General features: G+C 70.1%; 21 protein-coding genes. 7 read left to right on the forward strand and 14 right to left on the reverse strand.

Annotation, left to right across the window (positions count from 1 at the left end; translation table 11 throughout):
* The first annotated feature begins 200 nt into the window (after positions 1-200).
* Together ACULPM_RS04930 and ACULPM_RS04935 are read left to right on the forward strand one after the other, a co-directional pair.
* Entirely contained in the window at positions 201-1,085 is an 885-nt protein-coding gene (locus ACULPM_RS04930) for an aldose 1-epimerase family protein (protein WP_167931120.1), read from the forward strand.
* Positions 1,085-1,576 carry a GNAT family N-acetyltransferase gene (locus tag ACULPM_RS04935; protein WP_445331456.1) on the forward strand — a complete coding sequence of 164 codons (492 nt, stop codon included), beginning with the start codon at positions 1,085-1,087 and terminating at the stop codon, positions 1,574-1,576. The genes ACULPM_RS04930 and ACULPM_RS04935 overlap by 1 nt, the downstream gene beginning before the upstream one ends.
* A 275-nt stretch (positions 1,577-1,851) precedes the next feature.
* On the opposite strand, the gene ACULPM_RS04940 is transcribed toward ACULPM_RS04935, so the two are convergent.
* The 11 genes from ACULPM_RS04940 to rnd all read right to left on the reverse strand — a co-directional run bounded on the left by ACULPM_RS04940 (position 1,852) and on the right by rnd (position 11,419).
* Positions 1,852-2,592 carry a gamma-glutamyl-gamma-aminobutyrate hydrolase family protein gene (locus ACULPM_RS04940; protein ID WP_167931118.1) on the reverse strand — a complete coding sequence of 247 codons (741 nt, stop codon included), beginning with the start codon at positions 2,590-2,592 and terminating at the stop codon, positions 1,852-1,854.
* A gap of 1 nt (position 2,593) precedes the next feature.
* Positions 2,594-3,358 (reverse strand): amino acid ABC transporter ATP-binding protein, encoded by a 765-nt coding sequence (locus ACULPM_RS04945; protein ID WP_445331457.1) that lies wholly within the window; start codon positions 3,356-3,358, stop codon positions 2,594-2,596.
* Between the two features lie 15 nt (positions 3,359-3,373).
* Entirely contained in the window at positions 3,374-4,207 is an 834-nt protein-coding gene (locus ACULPM_RS04950; RefSeq protein WP_445331458.1) for an amino acid ABC transporter permease, read from the reverse strand.
* Positions 4,204-4,863 carry an amino acid ABC transporter permease gene (locus tag ACULPM_RS04955; RefSeq protein WP_167931116.1) on the reverse strand — a complete coding sequence of 220 codons (660 nt, stop codon included), beginning with the start codon at positions 4,861-4,863 and terminating at the stop codon, positions 4,204-4,206. The genes ACULPM_RS04950 and ACULPM_RS04955 overlap by 4 nt, the downstream gene beginning before the upstream one ends.
* A 49-nt stretch (positions 4,864-4,912) precedes the next feature.
* A complete protein-coding gene (locus tag ACULPM_RS04960) occupies positions 4,913-5,884 on the reverse strand; it encodes a glutamate ABC transporter substrate-binding protein (protein WP_167931115.1) in 972 nt (323 codons plus the stop codon).
* Between the two features lie 328 nt (positions 5,885-6,212).
* Positions 6,213-7,382 (reverse strand): acetate/propionate family kinase, encoded by a 1,170-nt coding sequence (locus tag ACULPM_RS04965; protein WP_167931114.1) that lies wholly within the window; start codon positions 7,380-7,382, stop codon positions 6,213-6,215.
* Between the two features lie 99 nt (positions 7,383-7,481).
* Positions 7,482-7,826, reverse strand: a complete 345-nt coding sequence (locus ACULPM_RS04970) for a histidine triad nucleotide-binding protein (protein WP_445331459.1) — start codon at positions 7,824-7,826, stop codon at positions 7,482-7,484.
* A 25-nt stretch (positions 7,827-7,851) separates the two neighbouring features.
* Positions 7,852-8,124 carry an exodeoxyribonuclease VII small subunit gene (xseB, locus tag ACULPM_RS04975; RefSeq protein WP_075280254.1) on the reverse strand — a complete coding sequence of 91 codons (273 nt, stop codon included), beginning with the start codon at positions 8,122-8,124 and terminating at the stop codon, positions 7,852-7,854.
* Between the two features lie 30 nt (positions 8,125-8,154).
* Complete coding sequence (gene xseA, locus ACULPM_RS04980; RefSeq protein WP_445331460.1) at positions 8,155-9,501, reverse strand: exodeoxyribonuclease VII large subunit; 1,347 nt, start codon at positions 9,499-9,501, stop codon at positions 8,155-8,157.
* Positions 9,501-10,202 (reverse strand): zinc metallopeptidase, encoded by a 702-nt coding sequence (locus ACULPM_RS04985; RefSeq protein WP_445331461.1) that lies wholly within the window; start codon positions 10,200-10,202, stop codon positions 9,501-9,503. The genes xseA and ACULPM_RS04985 overlap by 1 nt, the downstream gene beginning before the upstream one ends.
* Before the next feature lie 86 nt (positions 10,203-10,288).
* Positions 10,289-11,419 (reverse strand): ribonuclease D, encoded by a 1,131-nt coding sequence (gene rnd, locus ACULPM_RS04990; RefSeq protein ID WP_167931110.1) that lies wholly within the window; start codon positions 11,417-11,419, stop codon positions 10,289-10,291.
* Positions 11,420-11,536: 117 nt separating this feature from the next.
* On the opposite strand from rnd, the gene ACULPM_RS04995 reads away from it, so the two are divergent.
* Positions 11,537-12,511: a diacylglycerol/lipid kinase family protein gene (locus ACULPM_RS04995; RefSeq protein ID WP_445331462.1), complete on the forward strand. Its 975-nt coding sequence runs from the start codon at positions 11,537-11,539 to the stop codon at positions 12,509-12,511.
* Between the two features lie 18 nt (positions 12,512-12,529).
* Here ACULPM_RS04995 and ACULPM_RS05000 read toward each other — a convergent pair whose 3' ends face one another.
* Genes ACULPM_RS05000 through ACULPM_RS05010 form a run of 3 tightly spaced genes read right to left on the reverse strand, consistent with a single transcriptional unit; the run spans position 12,530 to position 14,612 of the window.
* The gene (locus ACULPM_RS05000; RefSeq protein ID WP_445331463.1) at positions 12,530-12,847 is read right to left on the reverse strand and encodes an AzlD domain-containing protein; all 318 of its coding nucleotides are present in this window, start codon (positions 12,845-12,847) and stop codon (positions 12,530-12,532) included.
* Positions 12,844-13,539, reverse strand: a complete 696-nt coding sequence (locus tag ACULPM_RS05005; protein ID WP_445331464.1) for an AzlC family ABC transporter permease — start codon at positions 13,537-13,539, stop codon at positions 12,844-12,846. The genes ACULPM_RS05000 and ACULPM_RS05005 overlap by 4 nt, the downstream gene beginning before the upstream one ends.
* An 11-nt stretch (positions 13,540-13,550) precedes the next feature.
* Entirely contained in the window at positions 13,551-14,612 is a 1,062-nt protein-coding gene (locus tag ACULPM_RS05010) for a Gfo/Idh/MocA family protein (RefSeq protein ID WP_445331465.1), read from the reverse strand.
* A gap of 136 nt (positions 14,613-14,748) precedes the next feature.
* Here ACULPM_RS05010 and ACULPM_RS05015 point away from each other — a divergent pair, with 136 nt between their 5' ends.
* The 4 genes from ACULPM_RS05015 to thyA all read left to right on the forward strand — a co-directional run bounded on the left by ACULPM_RS05015 (position 14,749) and on the right by thyA (position 17,180).
* Positions 14,749-15,465 carry an acyl-[acyl-carrier-protein] thioesterase gene (locus ACULPM_RS05015; protein ID WP_445331466.1) on the forward strand — a complete coding sequence of 239 codons (717 nt, stop codon included), beginning with the start codon at positions 14,749-14,751 and terminating at the stop codon, positions 15,463-15,465.
* Positions 15,466-15,473: 8 nt separating this feature from the next.
* A complete protein-coding gene (locus ACULPM_RS05020; RefSeq protein WP_445331467.1) occupies positions 15,474-15,905 on the forward strand; it encodes a (deoxy)nucleoside triphosphate pyrophosphohydrolase in 432 nt (143 codons plus the stop codon).
* Positions 15,906-15,966: 61 nt separating this feature from the next.
* The gene (locus ACULPM_RS05025) at positions 15,967-16,281 is read left to right on the forward strand and encodes a hypothetical protein (protein ID WP_445331468.1); all 315 of its coding nucleotides are present in this window, start codon (positions 15,967-15,969) and stop codon (positions 16,279-16,281) included.
* A 50-nt stretch (positions 16,282-16,331) separates the two neighbouring features.
* Positions 16,332-17,180, forward strand: a complete 849-nt coding sequence (gene thyA, locus ACULPM_RS05030; protein WP_445331469.1) for a thymidylate synthase — start codon at positions 16,332-16,334, stop codon at positions 17,178-17,180.
* Positions 17,181-17,283: the final 103 nt, after the last annotated feature.

The following is a 17,283-nucleotide window of genomic DNA, read 5'->3' on the forward strand; positions in this document are numbered from 1 at the left end:
TCCTTGGAAAAAGCGGTCCCCGACCGCCCCTTTGACGCAACGGCGCGGCCATCCGCCCGGAACGCGGATGGGCTCAGCAGGTGCTATTATGCCACATCACCCCGCTAGCGGCGCCAACCGCCCCATTCGGCAAGATTCGCGCAACAATTCAGTCAGGAACGGATAAGGTTTTGAGAGATAGGGAACGAAGGGAGAAGAACATGGGCGCCATCACCACCATCTCTGACGGCCACGTCACCGCGAGCGTCGACGCGACGGGGGCCCAGCTCATGAGCCTGCGCACGGACGCGGGAGAGTACCTCTGGCAGGGCGACGAGCGGTTCTGGCCGCGCCGCGCCCCCGTGCTCTTCCCCATCGTCGGCTGCCTGCGCGACAACCGCGCGACGAGCGCCCAGGGCGAGGTCCGCCTCCAGCGCCACGGCATCGCCCGCCTCTACGACCACGCCGTCGTCGCCCAGACCCCGTCGAGCGTGACCTACGAGCTCGCCTCCACCGACGAGACGCGCGCGGCCTATCCCTTCGACTTCCGCCTCAACATGACCTACGCCGTCAAGGACGGGACGCTCTCCCAGACCTTCGCGGTCACCAACGCCGGCGACGTGCCCCTACCCTTCACGCTGGGCGGCCACCCCGCCTTCAACGTCCCCGCCCCCGGATGCGAGGGCGAGTCCTTCTCCGACTACGAGCTCGTGTTCCCCGAGGCCTGGACCGCCGAGGTCCCCACGATCGACGCCGCCGGACTGCACGACTTCTCCAAGACGCACGAGCTCTTCCGCGACTCCGACCGCCTGCGGCTCTCCCACGACCTCATAGCGAGGCTCCTGACCCTGGTCTTCGTCGAGGTCCCGGGGCGCGGCGTGAGGCTCGTCGGCCCCTCCGGGCACGGCGTCGAGGTCTCCTTCGACGGCTTCGACTACCTCGGCGTGTGGACCTCCTCGCCCGAGGCGCCGTTCGTCGCCATCGAGCCCTGGGTCGGCTGCGCGACGGCCTACGACGAGTCCGACGTCTTCGAGAAGAAGCGCGGCACCATCACGCTCGAGCCCGGGCAGTCGTGCGAGAAGACCTTCTCCATGAGGCCCTTCTAGTGACGGGCGCCATCCGACGTGCGACCGAGGGGGACCTCGGCGCGGTGATGGGCGTCTATGACGCCGCGCGCGCCTTCATGCGCTCGACAGGGAACCTCACCCAGTGGGTCGGGGGCTATCCCTCCCGCGCGCACGCCGAGCGCGACCTCGCGGGCGGCTGGCTCTGGGTGCTCGACGAGGGCAGGGGGGCCGTCGCCTGCATGAGCGTGCTCCCCGGGCCCGACCGCACCTATGCCGCGATCGCCGGCGAGCCCTGGCTGAACGACGATCCCTACTGGGTCATGCACCGGCTCGCCTGCGCCGAGCAGGGACGAGGCCTCGGCTCGCACATGCTCTCGTGGCTCTGCGAGCACCACGACAACGTCCGCGCGGACACCCACGAGGACAACGTCCCCATGCAGCGCGCCCTCGAGAGGTGCGGCTTCGTGCGGCGCGGCACCATCATCTGCGACGACGGCACGCCGAGGATCGCCTACCACTTCGTTCGATAGCGCGTGCGCGAGTCCGCGCAACCCACGTGCGCCGTCCGGCAATCCGCGCGTAGCGGCGTTCCGGTCGGCGCGTTCTTATCGCGTCAGGCCCTGCCGGGACACGGCGGGCATGCGCGTGAGCGCAGTGTCGCCGAGCATGCCCCGGCGCACGAAACGAGTCCTCCTTGGCTTAAATCCGTGCGCAGCGACATGCTCGGCGAATCCGTGCGCAGGGGCGTTCTCGCGGCATGCGAGACGCCGCGAGAACGCCGGGCGATAAGGACCGTCGAGAGGGCCTAGCGGCAGGCCTCCACGAACGAGCGCCAGAGCGCGAAGTCCGTCGACAGGGTCCGCCAGGTGTACTCGGGGTGCCACTGCACGCCCACGCAGAAGCGCCTGCCCGGGACCTCGATGCCCTCCGGGACGCCGTCGGTCGCGCGGGCCACGAGCCTCACGCCCTCGCCCAGCCGCTCGACGCAGCAGTGGTGGGCGGAGTTGACCTGGGCGTGCGTGACGCCGCCGAGGGCGCGCGACAGCAGCGACCCCTCCTCGACGTCGACGGGGTGGCAGACGCCGTTCAGGATGCCGGCATGGCGCCACTGGGCCATACCCTCGGGTGCCCCGAGGCTCGGCACGTCCATGCAGAGCGTCCCGCCGAGCGCGACGTTCAGGAGCTGCGTGCCCCGGCAGGTCGTGAGCAGCGGCAGGTCCGCCGCGAGGGCGCGCCGGACGAGCGGGAACTCGAACGCGTCGCGCTGCTCGCAGAGCAGGGCCGGGTCGTAGTCCATGTCGCTCCCCCACCGGCGCGGGTTGACGTCGGGGCCGCCGGGCACGGCGACGCCGTCGGCGAGCTCGAGGTACGAGTCGATGACCCCCTCGTCGTCCGTGAGCGACATGACGAGCGGGAGGCCCCCGGCGGCGAGGATGGCGTCGACGAAGCAGTCGGCGATGGCCTCCTGGGGGGCGATGCGCTCCGACCCCGCGACGGACTCGGGGACCCATCGGGGTGCAACGAGCACGACCGGTCTTCTCGCCATGCTAGTGCCCCCTGATCGAGTCGAGGAAGTCGCGGGCGCGCTGGGTCTTGGGATGGTCGAAGAACTCGTCGGGGGAGCCCTCCTCGACGATCTGGCCGTCCGCCATGAAGACCACGCGGTCGGCGACGCGGCGGGCGAAGCTCATCTCGTGCGTCACCACGACCATCGTCATGCCGCCGCGCGCGAGCTCGACCATGACGTCGAGGACCTCGTTGATCATCTCGGGGTCGAGCGCGCTCGTGGGCTCGTCGAACATCATGGCCTTGGGGCGCATCGCGAGCGAGCGCGCGATGGCCGCGCGCTGCTGCTGGCCGCCCGAGAGCTGCGCGGGCACCTTGTGCGCCTGCTCGCCGACGCCCACGCGCTCGAGGAGCTCCATCGCGTACCTCTCGGCCTCCTCCCTGCCCTGTCCCAGGACCTCGCGCGGACCGAGCGTCACGTTGTCGAGGATCGTCATGTGGGCGAAGAGGTTGAACTGCTGGAACACCATGCCGAGCTCCGCGCGCATGCGCGCGAGCTCGCGCCCCTCCTGCGGGAGCGGCTCGCCCTCGATGAGTATCTCGCCGGAGTCGATCGTCTCGAGCCGGTTGATGGTGCGGCACAGGGTCGACTTGCCGGAGCCGGAGGGCCCGATCACAACGAGCACCTCGCCCCGGGCCACGGTCAGGCTCACGTCGCGCAGGACGTGGAGGTCGCCGTAGTGCTTGTCCACATGGCGAAGCTCTATCACCGGCACGTTCTTCTCGGCAGCGCTGTCTTGGCTCATGATGCTTGTCCGTTCCTAGCGAATGATCTTGACGCCCGTGCGACGGGCAACGTACACGGACGCCTTGTTGATGGCGAAGTTGATGAGGACGTAGATGACGGCGACGACCAGGTACATGGAGAGCAGCGCGTCGTAGTTGGTGATGAGCACGCGCGCGTTCTGCATGAGGTCGGGATAGCTCACCACGTATGCCACCGTCGTGTCCTTGACCACGACGACGAGCTGGGCGATGAGCGAGGGGATGACGTAGCGGACCGCCTGGGGCAGCACGATCTTCCGCATGGTCTTGGCCGGGCTGAGCCCGATCGAGAGGGCCGCCTCCACCTGGCCCTTGGGCACGGCGTTCACGCCCGCGCGAAAGACCTCGGCGAGCACGCCCGAGGCGGCGAGCGCCACCGGGAGCGTGAGCATCCAGAAGGCGGGCATCTGGATGCCGTACTGCGGGACCACGAGGAAGAAGAAGTAGATCAGAAGCAGGCTCGGCACGCCGCGGAAGAAGTCCGTGACCACGCGACAGAGGGCCGCAAGCGGGGCGATGCCGCTCGTGCGGCCGAGCATGAGCGCAAGGCCCAGGACGAGCGCTATGGCACCCGCCGTGAGCGCGACCTCGACGGTGCCCACGAAGCCCTGCAGCAGGAACCGCCACGTGGGCCACTCGAGCAGGAAGGACCAGTAGCGCGGCGCGAGCTGTCCCGTCACGTAGAACTGGCGGACCACAAGAGCCGCGAGCAGGGCGAGAAGGACGGCGGAGACCGCGGTGCCGATTGCGATGCGGCGCCTGGCGCGCGGACCGGGCGCCTCGTAGAGCGCGGCGCGCACGCTCGGAGCGGTCTTGGTGCGCGTGCTCATCGGAGTATCCTCACCCTCTTGTCGATGCGGTTGCCCACGAACGAGATCGCGAACGCCGTGAGCACGTAGCCGAGCGCCGAGATCAGGAAGGCGAGGATGCCGCCCGTCGCGCGCGTGTTGACGTAGGAGACCACGCCGGTGAGCTCCTGGGGGGAGAGCGGCACCTGGGAGCCGAGCGCGGTCGTGAGCATGACGGCGATGAGGAGGTTCGTCATGGGCAGCACCGTGGTCCGCAGCGCCTGCGGGATCACGATGTGGCGCAGGATCTGCGTGAACGTGAGCCCGACGGAGCGCGCGGCCTCGATCTGGCCGACGCCGATCGTGTTGATGCCGCTCATGAAGTTCTCCGAGCCGAAGGCCGAGCCGAGCAGCACCACGGTCACGATGACGCAGGTCCGCCAGTCGAGGACCACGCGCAGCTGCGGCAGGGCGTAGGCGATGAGGATGAGCAGCGCCACGCCGGGGATGTTGCGGAACACCTGGACGTAGAGCTCGCCGAGCCCGCGGAGGGGCGCGACGGGGCTCACCCGCGCGACCGTCACGAGCACGGCGAGCACCATGACGAAGATGAACGAGACCGCCGTCATCGACCACGTGGCGAGAAGCCCGTCCAGGTAGTTCTGGCCATATGTCCCAAGAAGCTCAGTGAGCCCCATCACACCTCCTCATATGCCTAAAAGGGGACTGTCCCCTTTTTGGTCATTTCTACGCGCCGATGGCGGGCGGCTCCGGGGCCGCGTCGATGCCCGCGCGGTCGCCGATGCAGATCTGCCAGAGCTGCTCCCATACGCCGTCGTCCTCGACCTGCTTGAGCCAGGCGTTGACGAACTCGACGCCGTCAGAGTCGAGCGGCAGTCCGATGCCGTACGGGTCGACGGGACCGAAGGGGTCGCCGGCAAGGCGATAGCGGCCGGGGTTGCGCGTCATCGAGCCCATCTGCATCGCCGTGTCGATCACGTAGGCGTCGACGCGACCCTGGGAGAGCGCCGTGCGGGCCTCCTCGTCGGTCTTGAACTCCTGGACGTTGGCCTCGGGCGCGTACTCCTCCAGGATGCTCGGGCCCGTGGAGCCGGACTGGGCGGCGACGTTCTTGCCCGCGAGGTCCTCGACGGAGTTGATGTCGTCGTTGTCCGCCATCACGAGGATGGACTGCTGGGTGCTGTAGTAGGGGCCGGCGAAGGAGATGATCTCCTTGCGGGCGTCGGTGATGGAGTAGGTTGCAAAGACGACGTCGACCTGGTCGTTCTGGAGGACCGACTCACGCGTGTCGGAGGTGACCTGGGTGATCTCCTGCTTGGACTCGTCGCCGAGGATGTAGCGCGTGAGCAGCTGGGACAGACCGGCGTCGAAGCCGCGCGTCTTGCCGTCCTGCTCGTTCAGGGACGAGAAGAGCAGCGACGTCTGGACGCCGCCGACGCGCAGGGTGCCGGCGTCGCGGACCTTCGTCGCCCACTCGGAGGCGGCGATGTCCTCGTCAGTGGCGACAGCGCCCTCCGCGAGCAGCGCGTCGTACGCCTCGGCGTCGAGCTTCGCCTCCTCAGCCTGCTCGTCGGCGGAGCCGCCGGACGGGGCGGGGGCCTCCCCCGAGTCGCAGGCCGCGAGTCCAAGGGTGGCAAGCGCCGCGGCGCCGAGGCCGAGTGCCTGGCGGCGGCTCATCATCAGGTGATTGAGGGCCATGGTGTATTCCTTTCGGGACGTAGGCCGTTCATAATCCCAAATTGTACCCTCCCGACTAGGATTTCAGACACCACGCCACGCCCTGAAATGCAACGATAACCTGTGGCCGACCCGCGCGCCTGAGCATGCCGTGGCGCACGGTCGCGCTGAGCATGCCCCTGTGCACGGAATCGGACCCGCCCAGCGCGTTTTCGTGCACGGGGGCATGCTCGACGGACTTTCGAACGCCGCAAAGCTCCGCTGCCTAAACCCCGCCGCGCGAACAGAAGAAGGGCCCGACCAGGCGGCCGGGCCCTTCGTGGCGCGTTCTGGGGCACGCCGGGCGTGATTAGCCCAGCAGCTCCTCGACGTCGAGGGCGATCATGTACTCCTCGTTGGTGGGAACCACCATGACGGTGATCGCGGAGTCGGGCGTGGAGATCACGCGGGGCTCGTCGGAGCGGATCGCGTTCTTCTCGTCGTCGATCTTGACACCCATCCAGGCGAGGCGGTTGGCGACGCCGGCGCGCATCTCGGGCGCGTTCTCGCCGATGCCGGCGGTGAAGGCCATGGTGTCCACGCCCTCCATGGAGGCCGCCATCTCGGCGAAGAGCTGGGCCGTGCGGTAGTAGAACATGTCGAGCGCCATCTGGCACTTCTCGTCGCCGTTGGCGGCGCCGGCCTCGATGTCACGGGAGTCGGAGGAGACCTCGGAGACGGCGAGCAGGCCGGACTTCTTGTTCATCATCGTGTCGATCTCGTCGATCGAGTAGCCGCCGACGCGGTTGAGGTAGAAGACCGTGGCGGGGTCGAGCGTGCCGCAGCGGGTGCCCATGATGAGGCCGTCGAGCGGGGTGAGGCCCATGGTGGTGTCCATGCACTTGCCGTCCTCGATGGCACACAGGGACGCGCCGGAGCCGAGGTGGCAGCTCACGAGCTTGTGGGTCTTGTCGCCCATGACCTGGTTGACGGTGCGCCAGATGAAGCGGTGGCTCGTGCCGTGGGCGCCGTACTTGCGGACGTGGTACTTGTCCACCACGTCGCGCGGCAGGGCGTAGCGCCAGGCGCGCTCGGGCATGTGATAGTGGAACGCGGTGTCCGGGACGATGACGTTACCGAGCTCCGGGAACATGTCGCGGCAGATCTCGATGACGTCGGCCTCGGCGTAGTTGTGAAGCGGCGCGAGCGGGGCGACCTCGCGGACCTGGGCGAGCGTCTCGTCGGTCACGACGGCGGACTCGGGGAAGTACCAGCCGCCCTGGACCACGCGGTGGCCGATGCCGCCGATCGGCTTGTCCACGGTCTTGAGGATGTCGAAGACGTACTTGATGGCCGTCTTGTGGTCGGGAAGCGCGACCTCGAGCTTCTGCTTCTCGCCGCCCATCTCCTCGTGGCCGACGAACGAGCCGTCGATGCCGATGCGCTCGCAGTTGCCCTTCGCGTAGACCTCGCGCGTGTCGACGTCAAGAAGCTGATACTTGAGCGACGAGCTGCCGGCGTTGATGACAAGGACGTTCATGACTCTCCTCTCGCGGGGACTCCCCCACCCTCTTGCTGACGAGTAACACTCCCATGATACGCCCCCGCGGCGGCGCTCAGGGCGTTCCGCGGAACAAAATCACGCGGGAATCAGGCCCTCGCCGAGGGGCTTGCCGCCCAGGACGTGCATGTGGAGGTGCATCACGGTCTGGCCGGCCGCGGCGCCCGTGTTCATGATGCAGCGGAAGCCCGACTCGGCGATGCCGGTCCTCTCGGCGACCGCCTTGACGGCACGCTCCATCGAGGCGAGCGTCTCCGCGGGGACGTCGTCGACGAAGTTCTCGTGATGCGCCTTGGGGACCACGAGCACGTGGACGGGGGCCTGCGGGCTGAGGTCCCTGAACGCGACGACGCGCTCGTCCTCGTAGAGGAACTCACTCGGGATCTCCCCGTTGGCGATCTTGCAGAAGATGCAGTCTGACATGGTGCCTCCCATCGGTTCGCGTGAGCTACTCGTTAATATACGCCGTGCTCGGGGCCGAAGAGGTGTCGGTCACCGGGGCGTTCTCGTCGGTGGCGTCGAGAAGGACGCGCACCTTCTGCTCCGCGCCGGAGAGCCGCTCGCGCAGGCTCCTCAGGAGCTCCACGCCGCGTCCGTAGCGCTCGAGCGACTCCTCGAGCTCGAGGTCGCCGGACTCGAGCGCGCGCACGATCTGCTCGAGCTCGACGGAGGCCTCCTTGAACGTCATCTCGTCGATGGGGCGATAGGTTGCATCAGCCATGGTCTCACACCTTTCCGGGCACACGCCCAGCTAGTCGTTGACGGCGGTGACCGTCGCGTCGAAGGAACCCGTGCCGAGAAGGACGCGCACGTCGTCGCCGCGCGAGAGCGAGGCGGCGTCCTTCACCACGTGCCCCGCGCCGTCGCGCGCGATGGCGTAGCCGCGGGCGAGGACGGAGAGCGGCGAGAGCGCGTCGAGCGAGGCGGCGAGCCGCGCGAGCATCGACTCCGCGGGGCGGAGCAGGCGCGGGGCGAGCTCGAGGAGCCGCGCCGCGGCGCGCTCGGTCGTCTCGCGATCGCGCGCGAGGGCGCGCGGGATGGCATCGTGGAGCCGCTGCTCGGTCTGCATGAGGTCCGCCTCCCGGTCGCGGACCGGGGAGAGCGGGTCGGTGAGGCAGCGCCGGGCGCCCAGCGCCTCCACCGCCATGCGCCGGCGGGAGAGCCCGGCGTCCATCGCGCCCGACATGAGGCGCGCGAGCGCGTCCACGCGCTGCGCGCGGAAATCGAGCGCGGCCGACATCGCCCGGCCGAGGCGCACCTGGCGCTGGAGCATCTGGCGCTCCACCTCGTCGATGGCCGGGGCGACGGACTCGGCGGCGGCCGTCGGCGTCGAGGCGCGCCGGTCGGCCACCATGTCGGCGATCGTGGTGTCCGGCTCGTGCCCGATGCCCGTCACCACGGGGACCGGGCACGCCGCGACGGCGCGCGCGACCGACTCGTCGTTGAAGCACATGAGGTCCTCGAACGAGCCGCCCCCGCGCACGAGCAGGATGGCGTCGGGGCGGGCGGAGGCGGCCGTGGCGAGCGCGCGGACGATGGTCGCCGGCGCCTCGGAGCCCTGGACCGAGCACCCCACGACGTCGATCTCCACGAGGGGGTTGCGCCGCGCGAGCGTGCGCTTGACGTCCTCGATGACGCTTCCGGAGAGGGACGTGACCACGCAGACGCGCGAGCAGAACACCGGGACGCGGCGCTTGCGCTCCTGGGCCATGAGCCCCTCGCGCTCGAGGCGCCGCGCGAGCTCGGCCACCTGCTGGCGGAGCAGCCCCTCGCCCGCCGCCTCGACCCTGCTCGCGACGAAGGAGAGCTTGCCGGAGGCCTTGTAGACGTCGAACTTGCCCGTGAGCTGCACGGTGAGCCCGTCGCGCAGCTGGAAGCCCATCTTCGCCGCGGTGCCGCGCCACACGATGACGCTCATGGCGGCGCCCTCGTCCTTCACCTCGAAGTAGCAGTGCCCCGAGCGGGCGTTGGGGCCCCGGAAGCCCGAGACCTCTCCCGAGACGACGAGGGTAGGCCAGGCGGAGACGGCGCCCTTGGCCAGGGCGACGGCGTCGGACACCGAGATGGGCGCCGAGGAGACGCGCGCCTCGTCCGACATCACTCCTCCCCCCTTCCGCCGTAGCGGCCGAGAAGGTAGAGCAGCTGCATGATGGAGGTGAGCGCCGCGGCCACGTACGTGAGCGCGGCGGCCGTGAGGACCTTGCGCGCGCCCTCCTCGTCGAGCCCGGCGCCGTTGAGCGAGAGATAGGCGACCGCGCGGCGCGAGGCGTCGATCTCCACGGGAAGCGTGACGAGCTGGAACACGACGGAGACGGCGAAGAGCAGGATGGCGAGCTGGACGAGGTTGAGGGCGTTGAGCATCACGCCGAGCACGAGGACGAGGACCCATCCCTGCTGGGCGATGTTGACCGCCGGGACGAGGGCGGAGCGCAGGCGATAGAGCCCGAAGCCCTGGGCGGCCTGGATGGCGTGGCCCGCCTCGTGGCACGCCACGGCGACCGAGGCCACCGAGGCGCCGCGGTAGTTGTCGTCGGAGAGGTGCAGCCGGTTGTCACGCGGGTCGTAGTGGTCGGTCAGCGAGCCCGCGACGCGCGTGATCCCCACCTCGCCGGCGCCGCCGTCGGCGAGCATGCGCCGCGCGACGTCCGCCCCCGTCCCGCCGACGTTGGCGGGCACCTTCGACCACTTGTTATAGGTGCTCCTGATGTAGGCCTGCGCGATGCCGCCGATGACGAGCGCGACGAGCGCGATGAGGTAGTAGCCCAAATCGATGCCGTAGAAGCCATAGTAGAGGGGCATGTGCGGTCTCCAATCGCTTGACTGAGGACCATTCTACCCGGCCGGGCGGACATTAATGCCTCGCGGGGGCGCCCTTCTCGCCGGTGCTAGAGCAGCTCGATGCGCCCCTCCTTGACGGTGAGGCCGACCTCCCCCGCGAGCAGGCGGTCGAGCGTGCGCCCCGCGAGCTCCCAGCGCCAGGAGCGCGAGAGGCGCGAGCGCTCGCGGTCCGAGACGAAGTCGAGCAGGTCGTCACGGGTGGCGATGAGCTGCGTGGCGACGCCGCTGCGCTCGGAGACGAGCCGCAGGACGGCGTACATGAGGTCGATGACGCTCTCCGTCTCGGCGGACGGGCGGGCGTGGCGCGTGACCTTGGGGCACTCGTCCGCCGGGCACGCGAGCCCCCTCCCGACGGCCGCGACGAGCCTCGCCCCCTCGCGCTCGCCGAGCTGGTCGGTCCCCCGGATGCGCCTCAGGCGCTCGAGCGAGGTCGGCGTGCGCTTGCAGACCTCGACGGCAACCTCGTCGGAGATGACCCACTTGCGGGGGACGTCCCGCCGCGCGGCCACCTCCTCGCGCCACGCGCACACCTCGCGGGCGACGGCAAGCTGCCGGCGCGTCAGCGAGCCCGAGCGACGAAGGCGCAGGAAGGCCTCGCGCGGGTCCCGCCGGACGCGGGCCGGGTCCGCGAGCTCGGCCATCTCCGGCTCGACCCACGAGAGGCGGTCGAGCTCGATGAGGCGCGACATCATCGTCTCGTAGATCCCCGGGAGGTAGCGCACGTCGTCCTCGGCGTACGCGAGCTGCTCGGGATCGAGCGGGCGGCGCGACCAGTCGGTGAGCGACTCGGCCTTGGGAAGGTGGACGCCGCAGTAGGCGTCCACGAGCGAGCCGTAGCTCACCTGCTGCCGCATGCCGAGGAACGCGGCGGCGACCTGCGTGTCGAAGACCGGGGCGCACGTGCAGCCGAGGCCGTCGAGAAGGACCTCGATGTCCTGGCTGCAGGCGTGGAAGACCTTGGTGACAGACGGGTCCTCCAGGAGCGCCCTCAGCGGGGCGAGGTCGTCTATGAGGATGGGGTCGACGGCGGCTATCTCGTCGCCAGCGGCGACCTGGACGAGGCAGAGCCTGGGGTAGTAGGTCTTCTCGCGCAGGAACTCGGTGTCAACGGCGAGGACCCTGGATGATGAGGCGCGCTCGCAGAAGTCGGCAAGCTCGGAAGGGGTCGATACGTACACGGCGCTCGATTCTGTGTCATGCGAGGTTTGGGTACCATAGGAAGTGCCGTGCGCCCCCCGCGGGCGGCGGCGCGTTCCATGATACCCAATAGCCCCCGCGTCCCGGGGAGGAGACCGATGCGCACCCTCATCATCCACAACCCGAAGTCCGGCTTCGGGTCGGACGCCGTCTTCCAGTTCGAGCGCGTGCTCGTGCGGGCGGGCGACGAATGCGTCCTCAGGGTCCTCGAGGAGGACTTCGAGGCGAGCGAGACCTGCCGCGACGCCGAGCGCTTCGACGTGGTCGTGGCGTCGGGCGGCGACGGCACCGTCGCGGCCCTCCTCCACGCCCTCGCCGGGACGGACGTCCCGGTCTGCGTCTTCCCCTCCGGGACCGCCAACCTGCTCGCCGCCAACATCGGCAACGCCCCCGAGCCCTCGGCGCTCGCCCGGGCCTGCCGCAAGGGGAAGACGGCCACCGTCGACCTCGGGGAGATCTCCTGGGAGGACGAGCGCGGCGCGCGCGGAACGCGCGGCTTCGCCCTCATGTCGGGGACGGGCTTCGACGCGCAGCTCATGCAGGCCGCCCTCCCCAACAAGGCGATCATGGGCCAGGCGGCCTACTTCGCGGCCGCGCTCTCCAACCCCCGCCCGACGGTCGAGCGCTTCCGCATCACCGTGGACGGCGAAGTGCGCGAGCGTGAGGGGATCACCTGCCTCGTCGCCAACAACGCCATGATCCAGGGGGACATCGAGCTCATCCCCGACTGCCGGATGGACGACGGCCTACTCGACGTGATCGTGGCGGAGACCTCCGACGCCGCCCAGCTCCTGAAGCCCCTCGCCTTCGGGCTCATGGACCGCACCGGGAAGGTGATGGGCCGCCCGCACCTCGAGAGCTTCCGCGGGAGGGAGATTCGCGTCGAGGTCGACCGTCCCGTCGCGCTCGAGGTCGACGGCGACGTGATTCCGGGCCTCGTGACCTCCTACGACGCGCGCGTGCTCCCCGGCGCGGCGCGCATCGTCGTCGACGCGATGGGGCCCTACGCGAGCGGGGACGACGGCCCGAGCCGCTTCGGCGGCTCCGACGTCATCGCCTACCCCGACGCGTAGCGCCGTCGAAGGGCGGCCCTAGCCCAGGCCGAGGGCGGCGAGCGCCGCGTAGGCGACCATGCCGGTGACCGCGCACCAGATGAGCGAGCCCGTCCTTCTCGCCACGAGCGCGACGAAGGCAGCCGCGAGCAGCGGCGCCGCCCGGAGCGGGGCGGTCGGGTCGAAGAGGTCGTTTGCCACGAGCGCCGCGAACGCGGCGGGCGGGATGAGCGCGAGCGCCTCCGCGGCGCGCGGCGAGAGCGGCCGCCCCTTCAGCGCGAGGAGCGGGAGGCAGCGGCAGGCGAGCATCACGACGAGCACGCACCCGTAGAAGACGAGGAAGTCCGAGCCGCTCACCGCACGCCCCTCCCCCGCGCGCGGGCGTCGGCGGCGAGCCCGGCAGCGACGCCCGCGATCGCCCCGAAGAAGACGGAGAGCGAGCCCGCCCCGAGAAGCTTGAGCGCCACGACGGCCGCCGCCGCGACGATGGCCGCGGCAGCCGTGCGCGGGGCCCATCGCTGCCCCACGAGCAGGCAGACGAAGATGGACGTCATGGCGAACGACATGACGGCGACGGGGATGGCGAGCGCCGGCCCCACGGCGGCGCCGAGCGCGTTCGCGGCGGCCCAGGACAGCATGCTCATCAGGTTGACGAGCGTCGCCCGCGCAGGCGTCCACGCGTCGTCGGAGACGAAGCGCTCGAGGTTGACGCCGAAGCTCTCGTCGGTCACGGTGGCGGCGAAGAGCGCGGCGAGGGGCCGCGGGGCGGACGAGACGTGCGGGGCGAGCGCGGCGGCGTAGAGGGTCTGCCGGGCGCTCAGAAGCGAGACGCTCGCCACCATCGCGGCGACGGGGGTCCCCGCCAGCGCGAGCGACGACATCATGAACTGCCCCGCTCCCGAGTAGAAGGTCGCCGAGACCGCGAATGCCCAGAGGGGCGAGACGCCGACCTCCGCCTCCATGACGCCGCAGGGGATGCCGATGGTAAGGTAGCCCAGCATGACGGGGAGCGCCGCGCTCGCGGCGGCGCGCAGGTCGGAGCGGCCCATCCGGGAGGGCCTCAGCGGAGGTCCGCGGGGAAGCGCACGCCGGCCTGGCGGCGGACCTCGTCCATCACGGCGAGCGACTCGAGCGTCACGCGCTCGAAGCGCTCCCGCGCCGCGAGCGCCGCCGCGTCGCCGCGAGCCGCGGCCACGAAGTCGGCGAGCTCGCAGACCATGTCGTTCTCGGGCACCTCGACCTCGACGGGGGCCATCTCGGCCTGCTCGACGCGGAAGACCTGGCCCGAGGCGGCGCACTCGTGGAGCCACAGGCGCTCGGGCCCGGAGGTGGGCTCCCAGACGAGCGTGCCGCGCTCGCCCTCGACCTGGGAGGGCAGCATGCCGTCGCTCGCCTTCCCGTACGAGAGGCTCACGACCTTGTCCGCGTACCCGAGGATGACCTCCCCCGCGAGGTCGATCGTCGAGCAGGGGTCCCCCTCGGGGCGGCCTGGGACCGGGGCCGTGACGGAGAGCGCGCGCACCTCGTCGGGCCGCCCGAAGAGCGCGATCGCGGGCTCGACGCAGTAGACGCCGATGTCCATGAGGGCGCCCGCCGAGAGCGAGGGGTCGAAGATGTTGACGCGCTCGCCGGCGAGCAGGCGCGGCATGCGCGATGAGACCTTCGAGAAGCGCAGGGACGCGAGCCGCACGGGGCCGAGCCCCTCGGAGACGATGCGCTCTATGACGCCGAAGCTGGGGGTGTGGAGGTTGCGCGTCGCCTCGAGCGCCACCACGCCGGCGGAGCGGGCGGCGTCGAAGACCTCGCGGGCCTCGCGCTCGTTCGACGCGAGCGACTTCTCGACGAGCACGTGCTTGCCCCCGGCGATGAGCCTGAGCGCCTGTCCCGCGTGCAGCGCGTTGGGGCTCGCGACATAGACGGCGTCGACCTCGGCGCTTTCGGCGAGCGCGTCAAGGTCGTCGAAGAAGAGGCGCGCGCCGCGCGGCCCGCCGAAGGAGCGGGCACGGTCGAGGTCGCGCGAGTACGAGCCGACGAGCGCGGCGCCGTCGTACGCGGCGAGCGCGTCGCAGAAGCGCGCGCAGATGCCGCTCGTCCCTATCGTTGCAATGCGGAGGTCGCCCACGTCGCTCCCCTTCCGTCGCGCGTCCCGCGGTACGCAGTCGATTGTACACTCCGGCCGCGCGCCCGGGTTTCTCGCGCCCCGCGCCGCCCGAGGACTGCTAAGGTCTTGTCTCGGACACAGGACAAGGAGGGCACAGATGTACTCGTTCGAGGGTCGCGTCCGCTACAGCGAGTGCGACGACACGGGGCGCCTCTCGCTCGTCTCGCTCATGAACTACTTCCAGGACTGCTCGACCTTCCAGTCCGAGAGCCTGGGGCTCGGGATCACGCGCCTCGCCGAGGAGCACCTCGCGTGGGTGCTCGCCCTCTGGAGGATCGAGATCGACGAGCTCCCGCCCTTCGGAGCCCCGGTCGAGGTCTCCACATGGTGCTACGAGATGACGCGCGCCCACGCCAGGAGAAACTTCGAGCTGCGCTCCGCGGACGGCCGCTCGCTCGCGCGGGCCGACTCGCAGTGGCTCGTGTTCGACGTCGATCGCGGGCGCGCGACGCGCGTCCCCGCCGACCAGCTCGTCTACGCCTCGCCCGAGCGCCCGCTCGAGATGGGGCCGCTCGACCGGCGTCTCCGCGCCGAGGGCGAGGGAACGCCCTGCGCGCCGATCGTCGTGGGCGCGCGAAGCATCGACACCAACCATCACGTCAACAACGCCCAGTACGTGCTCTTTGCCGAGGACGCCCTCGTCGGGCTCGGCAGGCGCGTCCGCCCGAGGGTGCTCTCGGTGCTCTACCGCGCGCAGGCGCACCTCGGGGACGTCGTCACGCCCGTTGCCCACGAGCGCGCCGACGGCTGGGACGTTGACCTCACCGACGAGGCGGGCGCGAGCTACGCGCTCGTCAGGTTCCAGGAACGCTAGGAGGACCGATGGACGACAAGAACGTTGTGCGCGTCGCGGCGGGCATCATCCACCGCGACGGCCGAATCCTCGCCGCGCACCGCTCGGACGGGGCGCTGCCCGGGGGCTGGGAGCTCCCCGGCGGCAAGATCGAGCCGGGCGAGAGCGCGGTCGAGGCGCTCAAGCGCGAGGTCGAGGAGGAGCTCGGCTGCCCGGTGCGCGCGGCGTGGCCCTACGACACCGTGGAGTACGACTACCCGGACTTCCACCTCTCGATGGACTGCCTCGTCTGCACGCTCGAGGACGGCTCGGAGCCGGTCGTTGCCGACGCGTCCCACGACGAGCTGCGCTGGCTCGCGCGCGGCGAGCTGCTCGACGTCGAGTGGCTCCCCGCCGACGTGGCGCTCGCGGGCTCGCTCACGTACTACTGGGACGAGGCCCTCTCGGACCAGATGCTCTGACGCCAGGTCGAGGCCGCCCGCAAGGGCTGCTATGATGGGGCGATACGACGAGAGGAGCACCGTGAACGAACACACCGACGAGACGGGGCTCGTGCCCGAGACGCCCGTCATCGAGAGCGCGAGCGGGACCACGGACCCCCGCAACTCCGAGTCCGGCCCAACCGCCTACGTCGTGTTCGGCGTGGTCGTCGGCCTGCTCGTCCTTCTCGCCATGAGCGTCTCGAGCTGCACCGCGGCCCTGGGATCCATCGCGAGCAGCTCGTACCTGTGGGAGGACGAGGGGTACGGCGACGCCTGGGACGAGGACTACGGGACCGAGTGGCCCTGGGCCGAGGAGGACTACGGCGTGACCCTCGAGAGCCCCTACGACGCCTAGCGGACGGCCGGCAGGACGCAGACCCGCGAGACGGGACGGAAGGGAGCGCCATGAGCAAGGCAGACGAGATCTTCATCTCCATGTGCTCGGACATCATCGAGCACGGCACCACCACCGAGGGCCAGAGGGTCCGTCCGCGCTGGGAGGACGGCTCGCCCGCCTACACGATCAAGCGCTTTGGCGTGTGCAACCGCTACGACCTGCGCGAGGAGTTCCCCGCGCTCACCCTGCGGCGCACGGCGCTCAAGTCCGCGATGGACGAGGTGCTCTGGATCTACCAGCGCAAGTCCAACAACATCCATGACCTCAAGCCCCACATCTGGGACGAGTGGGCGGACGAGACCGGCTCGATCGGCAAGGCGTACGGCTACCAGGTGGGCGTGAGGTCCCACTACCCCGACGGCGACTTCGACCAGATGGACCGCGTCCTCAAGGACCTGCGAGAGAACCCCTACTCGCGCCGCATCATGACGAACCTCTACACGTTCGCCGACCTCTCGGAGATGAACCTCTACCCCTGCGCCTACAACGCTATCTACAACGTGACGCAGGAGCCGGGCGACGATCGGCCCACACTGAACATGGTGCTCGTCCAGCGCAGCCAGGACGTGCTCGCGGCCAACAACTGGAACGTCTGCCAGTACGCGATCCTGCTCATGATGGTGGCCCAGGTCTCCAACATGAACGCCGGCGAGCTCGTCCACATGATCGCCGACGCCCACATCTACGACCGTCACGTGGACATCGTGCGCGAGCTCATCTCTCGGCCCACGCACCCCGCCCCCACCGTGCGCCTCAACCCTGACGTCACGAACTTCTACGACTTCACCACCGACGACCTGATCGTCGAGAACTACGAGCACGGCCCGCAGGTAAAGAACATCCCGATCGCGGTCTGACCGTCCGGCGGGAGGGGAGAAGGACAATGCCCCGGCGCTCAGACAGCTTGCCGCAGAGGGCGCGGCAAGAACTCGCGGCGGGACAATGTCCTTCTCCCCTCCC

Source organism: Thermophilibacter sp. ZX-H3, assembly GCF_052599055.1.